Below are 12,688 nucleotides of genomic sequence, written 5' to 3'. Positions count from 1 at the left end.
GAACTAATTTCCTGCTCGAAGGAGCTAATTTTTAATCGAGATAAGACTTCGGTAATAGCTGAGCTAATTTTCCGGCTCGCTGGGCACACCAATCCAGAAGCTCGAGGCTAGAACGATTAAATTTTTGCTCAGGTAAAAGAAAACTGATGTAGTTTCGATAGATATGTACGTATTCTATCTTCGCTAATTCGGTAAAAAATTCTCCAGCTGCACTGGCACATATTGCAGCCGTGAGCTCTCTATCTCCAGTTATGTCCCACTGCGCAGCCGGAAAGGAAGCAGCAGAAGTGGGGGCAGAAGTGGGAAAATGAAAAAGCGCTTCTGGGAATTGGAACTGCGCGCCCGCGGGAGTAATGGGAATTTCATACGAAAAAACTAGATTATGTGGATTAGCGGGAGTGCGCACAAAAATCGACCGCCAGGAGCTAGAACGAAAATTTTTGATTCCGTCGTAGCCAGCCGCATTTTCTAGCACCGGCCAGTGCCTTAGTTTGGTGGCTTCCGGAAGTAAAAACTTCTGCGCATTTTCAATATATTCACGGTAATTCCAGCGGCGGGAACGAGCTAAGCCCGCTATTTTGGTACGCTCATCCCAAGCACCGCGCGGGTTTTTTGCAAAAAATCCGGAAAGAGCCCAGAGGGCAATTCCTCCGATAAGCACGATTAGCACTAATTTAACGTAAGTATCTCCCATATCGCTTCGCTTTCTGGCGGTGTTACTACCGTATTACCATAGCGCGCGAATGACCGTATCGGCTAATAATCTCCCGCGGAGCGTCAATTGTAAACGACCCTCCGCCCAAGCTACTGCGTCTATTAAGCCATCTGCTAATAATTGACGGGTGATGGCTGGAGAAGGCGAAAAAGAACATGGTATACCTTCTCGGCAGCGAATTCCTAGCATTATTTCCTCTTCTCTTATCTCTGCTGCGCCTAGATGCTCTTGCCCAGCTATAGGTAGTTGCGGATCAGAGGAAATGAGCTGCTGCGCATAGGCAAGCGGATGAGCAGTATTCCAAAAGCGAGTGTCGTTGATACAGGAATGGGCACCTGGGCCGTATCCCCAGTAGTTATCGCGCTGCCAGTAGTGCAAATTGTGTTGGCAAGCTGCGCCCGGGCGCGCCCAATTAGAGATTTCATACCATTGATAACCGTGGGAAGTGAGGGTCTCTTCGGCGTGCTGATATTTATCAGCCAAAATATCCGGATCGGGAGCAGAGATTTCTTCGCGCTGCAGCGCGCGCCCCATTTTGGTATTTTTTTCCACGGTGAGAGCATAGGCGGAAATATGCTCTGGCCGGAGCGCAATAGCTTCTCGGAGGGAAAAATCCCAATCTGCCATGCTCTCCCCCGGAGTGCCATAAATGAGGTCTAAGGAATAGCGCATCCCTAATTTTTCTGCCCAGTGGCAGACTCGAGCAGTCTGCCCGGGAGTGTGCATCCTATCTAAAGTCTGCAGTACAGATTCCACCGCAGATTGCATTCCAAAAGATATGCGGTTGATACCGCTCTCTTGGAGCTGGCAAAGTTTTTCATAAGTGAGCGTCTCCGGATTTGCTTCCGTAGTAATTTCCGCGGTGGCCGAAATTCCGTATATGCTACGCAGTTTCTCTAAAATTTTCTTTAGCGCAGTTGTCGGAAGCAAAGTGGGAGTTCCTCCCCCGAAAAATACACTGCGTAACTCGCCGGCGGGAGCGCCGGCATTCAGCATTTTTGCAGAGAGCTCTATTTCACGGCAGAGAGTAGCGGGAAACTCCGCAGCTCCCGCACCCGCCGGAAAATGCAGATTTGTATAGGTATTAAAATCACAGTATCCACAGCGGCGAGCGCAGAAAGGAATATGGATATAAGCCGAAAATCCATTTTGCACATCGGGGTCGGGCAATTCTAGCGCAGTTGAAACCGGCGAAGAAGAAAGTGGCTGCATAAGAGCTATTTTCGTTTCTGATTTTCCGCAGCCGGTTTTCCCGCGCGGGTGCTAGCCGGAGTACGAGATGGCGGGCGCTCTCCACCCCTATCGGCTTTCACTTCCTGTCCATTTTTCGCAGCGGCAACCCACGGATCTTCTGGCACCACCGCTGCCGCCAGTGCCACCTGATTGCGAATCACATATAAATCGTGTACACGGCGCTGGGCCGCTTGCCCGCGTGATTCAAAACGCGTAAGCACCCGACCGCTGTAACGGGGAGCAAATCCCCCTGCGTAAATCCCTTCATCTTGCGCATCTGGATTTTGCGCCAAGTACGGGTTGTCGAACCAAGGAGATTCTTGCAATACATCGCGCATCTGCCAAGCGTAGTTATCCCAATCAGTAGCAAGACGCCAGCACCCGCCGGGCTCTAATGCTCCAGCTACGATGTGTGCAAACTGCGGTGATACTAAGCGGCGTTTCCGATGTTTTTTCTTCCGCCAAGGGTCGGGGAAAAAAGTCCAGATTTCGCGTGCGCGATAAGCTGAATCAGGAGGGAAAAGGATAGGAAGACTTTGAGCAGCATCTAATTGCGCTATGCGCACATTTTCTACCCCCGCTGCGACGGTGGCAGCCAGACAACGCGCCGCTCCGGGCTGCCAGGCCTCTAGGGCGAGAAAATTTATTTGCGGATGTGCCTGTGCAGCATGAATAAGTTGTTCTCCAGATCCAGGCCCTATTTCGATTATGAGGGGTTGCCGGTGCGGAAAAGCGGCCGCTAAATCGATGCGCGCATCTTCCCTAATAGTGGAGATTCCCATTCCGGGAGGAAAATCGAGGAAATATTGCGGTCCAAATTCTGCTTGCAGGGTTTTATATTTTTCACCCAAGCGTTTTCCCCGCGCAGAAAAGGAGCGAATTCGCCCATATTGCGGATTAGGGAGCTCCGAGTGGGAATTCTGTTTCATGTTATTTTTTCTTACCCGTCGGCATTTCGGAACTGAGCGCGGCGATAAATGCTTCTTGGGGCACTTCTACCCTGCCGACTGCTTTCATCCGTTTTTTACCTTCTTTTTGCTTTTCGAGCAATTTACGCTTTCGAGATACGTCGCCCCCGTAGCATTTTGCCAATACGTCTTTGCGGAGAGCTTTAATGGTAGAACGCGCAATTATGCGAGCTCCTACTGCTGCCTGTACTGGAATTTCAAAATTCTGCCGCGGAATTAATTGGCGCAATTTTTCCGTCATTTCCACCCCGTAGCTATAGGCCTTATCGCGGTGCACGATTGCCGAAAAAGCATCTACTACTTCGTGATTAAGTAAGATATTTACTTTCACCAAATCGGCGCTTTGTTCTCCTTTTTGGTGGTAATCCAGCGAGGCATAGCCTTTGGTGCGCGATTTTAGTTGATCGAAAAAATCGGTGACTATTTCCGCCAGCGGTAAAGAATAATGCAGTTCCACTCGTTCGGGAGAAAGGTAACTCATATTTTGCATTTCTCCCCGGCGCTGCTGGCAAAGTTCCATGATTGCGCCCACGTATTCACTCGGAGTGAGAATGGTAGCTTCTACTAGCGGTTCTACTATTTCGTGTACTTTCCCTTCTGGAAATTCCGAGGGGTTTGATACCGCTATTTTTTCTCTATTTTCGGTAATTACTTGGTAAGTGACAGAAGGAGCCGTAGCTATCAAATCGAGATTGAATTCTCTTTCGAGTCTTTCCGTGATGATCTCGAGGTGAAGTAGACCTAAAAATCCACAACGGTAGCCGAATCCTAAAGCTACGGAATTTTCCGGTTCGTAAGTGAGAGAAGCATCGTTGAGCCGCAGTTTATCTAGAGCATCGCGTAGAGCTGGATAATCCGAGCCATCTATCGGATATAAACCAGAAAACACCATTGGCTGCGGATTGGCATATCCGGAAAGCGGAGTACGCGCCGGGTTGCGTAAAGTAGTCACCGTATCGCCTACTCGAGACTGCGCTACATCTTTCGCCCCCGTAATCAAATACCCTACTTCTCCGGCACTCAGACCGGTAGAGCTGAGCGGTTCCGGAGAAATAATTCCAATTTCTTGGAGCTCATGCGTTTCTCCGGTGGAAAGCATCTGCACTTGTTCACGTGGGCGCAGCTGCCCGTCTACCACACGTACATAAGTAACTACTCCCCGGTAAGTATCGTAAACCGAATCAAAAATAAGTGCGCGCGTGGGGGCATCTTTTTTCCCTTGCGGAGCAGGTACTTCTTTCACTATCCGGTTGAGAAGTTCTTCTACGCCCACTCCGGTCTTACCAGATACTTTTATACAATCTTCTGGTTCGCAGCCAATCAGAGCGCTCAATTCTTCAGCGTATTTATCGGGCTCTGCAGCTGGTAAATCTATTTTATTTAAGACGGGTATGATAGTTAAATCATTTTCGAGAGCTTGATAGAGATTGGCCAGGGTTTGCGCTTCAATGCCTTGTGCCGAATCCACCAGTAGAATTGCCCCTTCGCAGGCGGCTAAAGAGCGAGATACTTCGTAAGCAAAATCGACGTGCCCGGGGGTGTCTATCATATTCAGCACATAAGGCGTGCCATCTACTGTCCAAGGAATCCGTACCGCTTGCGATTTAATAGTGATTCCGCGTTCGCGCTCAATATCCATTCTGTCGAGGTATTGGGCACGCATATCACGTTCTGCTATTACTCCCGTCAATTGCAACATACGATCCGCTAAAGTGGATTTACCGTGGTCAATATGCGCAATTATGCAAAAATTGCGAATTTGTGCAGCCGGCGTGGAGGCCGGTTGAATTTCTTTCAGCTCTGCCGGAGTGGAAATGGGCACTAACGTATCTCCTTATTCACTACTAATAGCTCTAAGGCTACCAGCGCCGGAAACTAAAGCCGATTTTTCGGGAGGAATAGCTTTGTGAAATTCTGCGCGGGCAGCTTTTCTCTATAGAATTATAAAAAAGGGCGGAGGGATTTATATGGAAGCTTTGAGCGCGGCACAGCAGAAAATGCGCACTGCCGGAGTTAGCGAATGCGGGATAAACGTCTTTAGCTCTTATTTTGCAGATTTACAGCACGGAGCTACTGGGTTAATTCCCGAGTCTACTATCGACCCGATGCCTCCGGCGCCCCGGCTAGCAGAGAAGAATTTTAGCCCTGCCGCACAAGCAGAGGCACTGGGAAAGACGGCCTTTTTAAAGCTAAACGGCGGTTTAGGCACCTCTATGGGGATGGATAAAGCTAAATCTCTTATTCCAGTGCGCGCGGGAGAAAGTTTTTTGCGTTTGATCTGCCGGCAAATACGCAGCGCGCGCGAGCAGAGCGGAAAATTGCTTCCTATAATTTTTATGGATTCTTTCCGCACGCAGCGTGATACGCTCGCAGCCTTAGATAAGGATATGGAAATACCGGGAATTCCCCTAAGTTTTCTGCAAGGGCGGGAGCCGAAGCTACGGCGCGATAATCTATATCCAGTGGTCTGGGAGGAAAATCCAGAACTAGAATGGTGCCCGCCTGGGCACGGCGATATCTACACTGCTCTTAGTAATAATTCTTTATTAGAGGATTTACTGCGCCGCGGTTTCCGCTATCTTATGACTTCTAATGCTGATAACTTGGGGGCTTATCCCTCTGGAGAAATTGCCGCTTGGTTCGCTGAAAGTGGAGTTTCTTATGCAGCCGAGGTCTGCCGGCGTACTCCAGCTGACCGCAAAGGCGGGCATTTAGCGGTGCGGCGTAGCGATAAGCAGCTTATATTGCGCGATACCGGGCAAACTCCTCCAGCTGATATGCAGTATTTTACGGACGAAAAGCGCCACCCTTATTTTCATACGAATAATCTGTGGTTTAATATCGAGGCTTTACGAGATTTATTAAAGAAAACAGCCGGGGTGTTGCATCTCCCCCTAATTCGTAACCAAAAAACGGTAGATCCGTGCAATAAAGATTCAGTGCCGGTGTATCAGCTGGAATGTGCGATGGGAGCTATAGTCGAAAAATTTTCCGATGCGCAGGCTCTTATTGTGGAACGAGAGCGATTTTTACCAGTAAAGACTACGAATGATTTATTTGTATTGCGTTCTGATGTCTATAAGTTTACGGAGGAAGGGCGGGTACTTTTACAGGTTTCAACTGCCCCTATTGCCGATTTGGATCCCCAGTATTTTCGTTTTATACACGATTTTACTGAGCGTACTCGCCATTTACCTTCTCTGCGAGAGGTAGAGAAAATAACTGTAAAAGGCGATTATACCTTCACCGGAATGGAAAAATTGCGGGGGCGGGTAGAAATTGGGAACGCATAGTTACGGCTTTCTTTACTGAAAGCGATAATTTCTTTACCCGAAAGCGATGATTTTTACCACCCTTGGAGCTTTTCTTTGGCTCTGGCGGCAAATACTGCTAAAGTACCTAGTGGACTTGGCACCTGGTCGGGTGAAAGGTCCGGCTCTTTTCTTTTAACCACGGGTGTCCCCACGCCTGGCAGTCCAGAGAGAGCAAGCCCTCACCGACCATATCCATTCGCAATAGCGAAAGAATTGAAAGAGTTAAATAGTGGCAAATATTAAGTCGCAAAAAAAGCGGATTAAGACTAATGAGAAGCGCCGGCTGCGCAATAAGAGCTATAAATCTGAGTTGAAAACCTTAGTGCGGAAGACTCGGGAAGCGATTGCAGCTAAAGATCCGGAAGCGGCAGAGGCAGCTCTGCGTCTTGCTGGCCGGAAACTAGATAAGGCTGTTTCCAAGGGAGTAATCCATAAGAATCAGGCTGCGAACCGGAAGTCTAAACTGGCTAAGCAGGTTGATGCGCTTACGAAAGACGCTTAAGCCCTAGCTTAAGTAGTTATCTAATCTCAAAAATGCTCGGAAAATAAAATTTCCGGGCATTTTTCTATATCTGCCTATTTCTATACATGTACCTGTTCGCAACTACTGAGCGTAGCCTCGCAACTACTGAGCGTAGCCTCGCAACTACTGAGCGTAGCCATCGGGATTTTTTTGTTGCCAGTTCCAGGAATCTCGGCACATTTGCGCTAGGTTACGGCGCGCTCTCCAAGCTAGTAAGTTCTCGGCGCGGCTCGCATCGGCAAATACTGAAGCGACGTCGCCCGGACGGCGCGGATCTATAACATAAGGTATTTTTACTCCGCTCGCCTTTTCAAATTCTTTCACTAGTTCTAGTACGGAGTATCCGCGGGAAGTGCCTAAATTGATTTCTATCGCTCCCGGGTGGGTGAATGCGTAGTCAAGCGCTTGCACATGCCCTTCCCCCAGGTCGAGGACGTGAATATAATCGCGCACGCCGGTACCGTCTGGAGTGGGATAATCTTGACCAAATATGTGCAGTTCTGGCAATTTCCCAACGGCCACTTGCGTAATATAGGGCATTATATTATTGGGAATTCCGCAGGGATTTTCTCCGATTAACCCGCTGGGATGTGCACCGATTGGGTTAAAATAGCGCAGTAGTACAGCCGAAAAATTCTTATCGCTACCACAATAATCAGTGAGGATTTGCTCATTCATTACTTTTGACCAGCCATAGGGATTAGTGGCAGAAGTAGGCATTCCTTCTCGCAGCGGCGATTCATTATCCATTCCATATACCGTAGCGGAAGAGCTAAAAATCATTACTCGGCAATTATGCCGGCGCATAGCCTGCAAAAGCGAAAGCGTAGAATTCAAATTTATATCGTAGTACTCCAGCGGTTTTTCTACCGATTCTCCCACTGCTTTCAAACCGGCAAAATTAATTACTCCCGCTATAGAATTCTCGGCAAATATCTGCTCTACTGCTTGCCTATCGCAGACGTCTACTTCGTAAAGCGGGATTTTAGTACCGATAATAGCTTCGGTGCGCCGGAGAGCTTCCGGATGAGAATTAGTGAAATTATCGGCACATACAGCCCAATATCCCGCCGCATAGAGGCTAATCAGCGTATGGGTGCCGATGTATCCAGATCCGCCGGCTACTAGAATAGTTTTCTGTTCCATTTTTCTCCGCTGCAGTTATTGTAGATATTTTTAGTTTACGCTATCCCTAGGCGAGCAATTAGAAGCTGGCTATACAGCTCCAAATATAGATTTCACTTCGCACTGGCGCGAGCTCTCCCAATAGCTAAAATAGCTCTTTCCAGCGCATAGCCCGGATCTCGAGATTGACCTTTCACATCTGCATCTGCCTGTGCTATTTCTTGAATCGCCTTAGCTAGAGCGGCTTCTTTCCAGTAGCGTTGACTATTTTGCGCTTGGCGAATTTGCCAGCTAGCGAGATTGATTTTTACTCCGATATGAGAGTTTTGCATTCCAATTACTTGCGCCATTTGCCGAAATTTTACGGCGAGGGCGGCCACTATTTGCCCAGGAGCAGTTCCGGTGGCGAGCGCGTGCCGACTAAGGCGAATTGCTTCTTCTATATTTCCATTTACGACTTGATCAGCTACGTTGAAACCGCTCGCTTCGATGCGCCCCGAAAAATAGGTGTGAACATTAGCCGCTGTTATTTTTCCGGATACGTCGGCTAGAAGTTGATCCGTGGCAGCTAAAAGTTCGCGCAGATCAGAACCGAGCGCATCGACCAGAGCTGCTGCTGCGTCATTTGTGATTATGCGCTTTCTAGCTGTACCTTCAGCTATGACCGCTTTTACTTTATCTTTCGGATATTTTACTTTTTTTATTTCCACGATCGGGAAACCTTGGGCAGCGGCTTGGGTGAATATCTTTTTCCCGCTGACGTTCAATTTTTTTCCCGTCGAATTGTGGCGCAAAATAAGGAAACAATCCGGCGGTATCGCTTCTAAATATGCAGCTATTTCTTCTCCCGCCAATTTACTGGCTTTTTCTAGATCTGGAATTATAGCTAGCCGCGGTTCACTAAATAAACTGGGGCTAAAAACTTGCCCAAGTAGTTGCGGTGTATAGTTCTGGGAAGTTACTACGTTAATATCTAGCTCGGGAAAACTTTGGCGGAGTTTTTCTTTCCACGTATCTATTGCTCGGTCTGCATATACGGGTTCTTCGGAATTTATGAGCATGACCGGCGCTATTTCTATATCTTCCCAAACAGCCATAGTTATATTATTCCACGCGCAGCAGCTTTCCGCCGAGTAGAAGCCAGAATGAGAAATATCAACAGTATATGTAGAAAAAGATTTTTTCCCACCGGCAACGCCCCCGCCGGTAGTTGGCAAGCAAATTCTGCCACTTTTACAATCCAGCTAGCACAGAAACTACAAATTTTTAATAGGGGCAATACTGGGAATCCAGGCAAAGAACTGCCTAGCACCGCCGCTAATCCACATATTGTAAAAGGCGCTACCACCGGGGCAGCGGCTAGATTCGCTGCCACTGTCCAGAGTGAGAGGCTATCTTGAATTTCTGCCACTAGCGGCATAGTAGCCACTCCCGCGGCCAGTGGATAAGCAAGTAGCCGAGCGATGGCGGCCGGGTAAAATTTAGCTAAATTTTTTTGTAGATAATTTCCTAGCGTGAGGATACTCAGAGTAGCTAGCACAGACATCTGAAACCCCAATTCTCTCGCTATCTCTGGGAAAAATAAGGAAGTGAGCATAATCGAAAGAGCTAAAAAAGGTAAAGAATTTCCGCGCCTTTCTAGCGCGAGCGCAACTAATACCCAGACCCCCATCAAAGCTGCGCGCACCACCGAAGGCGATAAACCAACTAGTGCCAGTAGCTGCAGCAGTATCAAGGTGCCAGCTCCGGCGGTGAGAAGTGGTTTGCTTTTCCCTAATAAAAGAATCACTCCTCCGAGTAGCAGAGAAATGTGGGCACCCGATACCGCGGTGAGGTGCGCTAAACCGGCTTTTTTCAAAGCTCTTTGCAGTTGTATCTCGAGCTGCGAATCATCTCCTAGCACTACCCCAGATATGAGCGCCGGATAAGAAAGAGAATTTTTTTGCAATTCTTTTTGGAAATCACTCCGCAGCGTAGCGCTGATCTTTCGAAAAAATTGCGGATGCGGGGCCCGGCGCATCTGCTCTGCTTCTAGAGTGTAGCTGCAATACCTATCAGCAGTTTTTTGAATTTTCCCTTTGATAAGGAGTTCCTCTCCAGTCCGGAGCGAAAAAGCTGATTCTGCTCCCGGGGCAGAAATTTTTGATTCGGTAGCTGCGCTATTCGGCATATTTTTTAGGCATACTTCCCTGCGATATCTTTGCTTTAGGCCGCCTCCGGCAATATTTTCTAGGCGCGCGCGAGTACCGAAAGGAATTTTCGGCATTTTATCTTCTGAATTCTCCCCCATATTTCGCCCCACCCGAGTAATTAACACTTTTCCAGTGATAGAAAATTGTGTTTGCGCGCTCGCTTCTAAGAGCGAATTAGCTTCTTGCCAGCTGCGTAAACTATTAGCTCCACAAGCGCAGCTAGCAGCAAGAAGGCAAATAACTATTTGCCTTGCTATTCCCCAGCTTTTTTCAGAAATATACGGAGTAAAAATAATTGGCGAAAATAGCGCAGCAGCAGGTAAAGAAGATGACGCAACAGGAGGTAAGGCCGCTAATGAAGAAGGCTGATTGGGGAGCGGAAAAATTTTTCTCATTAAGATGCTGAACAACACTCCAATAACGAAAAAATAGCAGGTACCTTGCAAAAATATAGTGGCCGAGAAATAAGGCTTGCTGGCGGTGATAAACCAGATAGTGCAGGCTGCCGGGAGGAGCCGGTAATCGTGCATCGCGGTTCCTAGAGCGTAAGGTACGGCTTCATTTTTTCGAGATTTTTCTGCCCGATTCCCGGGATATTTAGCAAATCTTCTACTTTCCGAAATGGCCCTTTTTCTGTGCGCCAATTTACGATATTTTGCGCAGTGGTCGGCCCGATTCCCGGTATTTTTTGCAGAGCTTCTTTATCGGCTTGATTGAGATTAATCGGAGCAGCAGCTCCATCTACATTGTTTTGCTCTGCTCCCCCTCCGCTAGGTGCTTCTCCTTGCGCAGGAAAATGTAAATGCTCCCCGTCGTGCACGGGAGCTGCCAAATTAACAGCTATTTTATCAGCTGTTTCGCTGAATCCACCTGCAGCTTCTAGTGCATCTTGCACTCGAACTTCTCCCCGTAGGCTCACTACGCCGGGAGTTTTCACTGCTCCGGTTACATAGATAAGCGCTTCTTTCCCTACCGCGGCAGAATCGTTTTTCGCCACTTCCTCAGCTGCAGCGGGCGGCGAGGCCGGCGGAGCGGAATGGGCAGCTGAATCTGAATGACTCAGTTGGGTAAAAACTGATATTCCTAATCCGCCCATCATGAGCCCTAAAAGAATTATTAGACTGCGCATGGCGCGCTGGGAAAGGCGAAAACGCGGGCGCTGCAGCTGCTCCGTGAGCACTCCCATATCGTTGCCCAGCGCATTTTCAAAAGCCAGATTGCGTAGCTCTTCTCCGGTACTAGCGATGCCTAGCTTTCCTCCCGAATCAGAGATTTTGGAATCAGAAATTTCCGCATGCCGTGGCATACGGCGGCGTAAATTAGCTCGGTCAGTCAGTTTTTCTAAACGCGGTGGAGGTTGATACATACCTCTATTTTCAAAAAAATTTTCCGCGCTGTTGAGTGCTATTTTTCCTTGAGGATATTAAAGCTATTTCTAGCTTTGTGGACAACTATCAGCTATCTGTCTTAGACCTATCCAGCCTTCCAGCTATCAGTTAACTACCAATCAGCTGCTAGCTAACTACTAATTAGTAATTAGGCGGCTACTGATTGTTATTCTTCCGGTAGGTAAGCGTCGCATATAGCCGGCGAATATCTCCACTCTCAAGGCGCAAGCTAGCGCGAGCATCTGCTCGATTAAAAGCATCGGGAAGGTGCGAGAGCGGCTCGAGAGCCAGCGAATTACGGCTATCGCGATTTAGATTATCTGCGGTAAAAATATGGATTACTGGTGCATCGGCTGGTTCTTGGGTGAGTTCCAACATAGCTCCGGAAGCTAAATCACGCACCCGCGTAGTTACTACGCCGTCTTCGTCTGGAATCAAACCACGGAAAGATACATCCAGCTTTTGATTGCCCAAATAATCGATATGTAAGGGGGCTTTAATTCCCGCATAGGCAGCTTCCCCGGCTAAAGGAATTAATTGCGAATCAGCTAAAATTTTTGTACGCGCCGGAATTTCTAAACTGTAGTTCGAGATACCGCTACTTCCCGGAAAACGCACATAGGGGTGCCATCCCAAAGCCAAAGGCAGCGGATCTTTCCCGGTATTTTTTGCGCATATCTCTAGCGATAAATGCTGCGCTTTATCGGAGCCTTCTTCTAGCGAGTACGTGACTTGCACAGAAAATTCTCCCGGATACCCTTCCTGAGCCGGCACCGTAGTTTCCAAAGTGAGGGCAGCTCCTTTTTCCTTTACCTGAAAATCACGCCCGGCAAGAAATCCATGTAAGGCTTCTCCCTGCTCATTGAGGGAAAGTTGCTGAGTAGAATCTGCGAATACATACTTTCCAGCTTTGATTCTTCCCGCCCAAGGCGCCAAAATAGCGCTGCGATAGGCAATATGGTTTTCTAGTTCAGCTGCATCTTGATAGCCGTCTATCACTTCTTGCCCGAGCTCCGGCTGCCAAGATATAAGAGTAGCTCCGCGTTCTGCTATGAGCGCACTCGCTCCAGATACACTTCTGATTCGCCAAGCTGGGAAACCAAAAAAATCGGCTTTCTCTACCGCTGAAAAAGAAGTATTCGCCATAATTTTTCCTTAAATTTTCCGTATTTCTTATTAGTAATTAAGCAGATTCTAGTACAGCATTTTGTGTAACGGGAGAGTGTCCGC

Annotated in this window: 12 protein-coding genes; 3 read left to right on the top strand and 9 right to left on the bottom strand. The window is 48.1% G+C overall.

Translation table 11 applies throughout. The annotated features are described in order from the left end of the window. Positions 1 to 31: 31 nt before the first annotated feature. Genes BQ7117_RS03845 through lepA form a run of 4 tightly spaced genes read right to left on the bottom strand, consistent with a single transcriptional unit; the run spans position 32 to position 4,738 of the window. A complete protein-coding gene (locus tag BQ7117_RS03845) occupies positions 32 to 694 on the bottom strand; it encodes a hypothetical protein (RefSeq protein ID WP_073996278.1) in 663 nt (220 codons plus the stop codon). Positions 695 to 727: 33 nt separating this feature from the next. Next, entirely contained in the window at positions 728 to 1,927 is a 1,200-nt protein-coding gene (gene hemW / locus BQ7117_RS03840) for a radical SAM family heme chaperone HemW (RefSeq protein ID WP_084789872.1), read from the bottom strand. A 5-nt stretch (positions 1,928 to 1,932) separates the two neighbouring features. After that, positions 1,933 to 2,877, bottom strand: coding sequence for a tRNA (guanosine(46)-N7)-methyltransferase TrmB (gene trmB / locus BQ7117_RS03835; protein WP_073996277.1), 945 nt, complete (start codon positions 2,875 to 2,877; stop codon positions 1,933 to 1,935). Between the two features lies 1 nt (position 2,878). Further along, a complete protein-coding gene (gene lepA, locus BQ7117_RS03830) occupies positions 2,879 to 4,738 on the bottom strand; it encodes a translation elongation factor 4 (RefSeq protein WP_073996276.1) in 1,860 nt (619 codons plus the stop codon). 145 nt (positions 4,739 to 4,883) lie between these two features. On the opposite strand from lepA, the gene BQ7117_RS03825 reads away from it, so the two are divergent. Then, the gene (locus BQ7117_RS03825) at positions 4,884 to 6,209 is read left to right on the top strand and encodes a UTP--glucose-1-phosphate uridylyltransferase (protein ID WP_073996275.1); all 1,326 of its coding nucleotides are present in this window, start codon (positions 4,884 to 4,886) and stop codon (positions 6,207 to 6,209) included. A 250-nt stretch (positions 6,210 to 6,459) separates the two neighbouring features. Continuing rightward, the gene (gene rpsT / locus BQ7117_RS03820; protein WP_073996274.1) at positions 6,460 to 6,732 is read left to right on the top strand and encodes a 30S ribosomal protein S20; all 273 of its coding nucleotides are present in this window, start codon (positions 6,460 to 6,462) and stop codon (positions 6,730 to 6,732) included. 144 nt (positions 6,733 to 6,876) lie between these two features. Here rpsT and galE read toward each other — a convergent pair whose 3' ends face one another. The 3 genes from galE to BQ7117_RS03805 all read right to left on the bottom strand — a co-directional run bounded on the left by galE (position 6,877) and on the right by BQ7117_RS03805 (position 10,168). Continuing rightward, the gene (gene galE / locus BQ7117_RS03815) at positions 6,877 to 7,899 is read right to left on the bottom strand and encodes a UDP-glucose 4-epimerase GalE (protein WP_073996273.1); all 1,023 of its coding nucleotides are present in this window, start codon (positions 7,897 to 7,899) and stop codon (positions 6,877 to 6,879) included. 92 nt (positions 7,900 to 7,991) lie between these two features. Then, on the bottom strand, positions 7,992 to 8,975 hold the full coding sequence (holA, locus tag BQ7117_RS03810; protein WP_073996272.1) for a DNA polymerase III subunit delta: 984 nt from the start codon (positions 8,973 to 8,975) through the stop codon (positions 7,992 to 7,994). Positions 8,976 to 8,977: 2 nt separating this feature from the next. After that, positions 8,978 to 10,168 carry a ComEC/Rec2 family competence protein gene (locus BQ7117_RS03805; RefSeq protein WP_237563047.1) on the bottom strand — a complete coding sequence of 397 codons (1,191 nt, stop codon included), beginning with the start codon at positions 10,166 to 10,168 and terminating at the stop codon, positions 8,978 to 8,980. Positions 10,169 to 10,202: 34 nt separating this feature from the next. On the opposite strand from BQ7117_RS03805, the gene BQ7117_RS07715 reads away from it, so the two are divergent. After that, positions 10,203 to 10,439: a hypothetical protein gene (locus BQ7117_RS07715; protein WP_161939417.1), complete on the top strand. Its 237-nt coding sequence runs from the start codon at positions 10,203 to 10,205 to the stop codon at positions 10,437 to 10,439. A 169-nt stretch (positions 10,440 to 10,608) separates the two neighbouring features. Here the strand turns inward: BQ7117_RS07715 and BQ7117_RS03800 are convergent, their stop codons facing one another. Together BQ7117_RS03800 and BQ7117_RS03795 are read right to left on the bottom strand one after the other, a co-directional pair. After that, positions 10,609 to 11,436 carry a helix-hairpin-helix domain-containing protein gene (locus BQ7117_RS03800; protein ID WP_073996270.1) on the bottom strand — a complete coding sequence of 276 codons (828 nt, stop codon included), beginning with the start codon at positions 11,434 to 11,436 and terminating at the stop codon, positions 10,609 to 10,611. 178 nt (positions 11,437 to 11,614) lie between these two features. Continuing rightward, positions 11,615 to 12,604: an aldose 1-epimerase gene (locus tag BQ7117_RS03795; RefSeq protein WP_073996269.1), complete on the bottom strand. Its 990-nt coding sequence runs from the start codon at positions 12,602 to 12,604 to the stop codon at positions 11,615 to 11,617. Between the last annotated feature and the right edge of the window lie 84 nt (positions 12,605 to 12,688).

It is taken from the genome of Arcanobacterium urinimassiliense (genome assembly GCF_900119495.1).
GTDB lineage: Bacteria > Actinomycetota > Actinomycetes > Actinomycetales > Actinomycetaceae > Arcanobacterium_A > Arcanobacterium_A urinimassiliense.
This window is presented reverse-complemented; position numbering and strand designations above follow the sequence as displayed.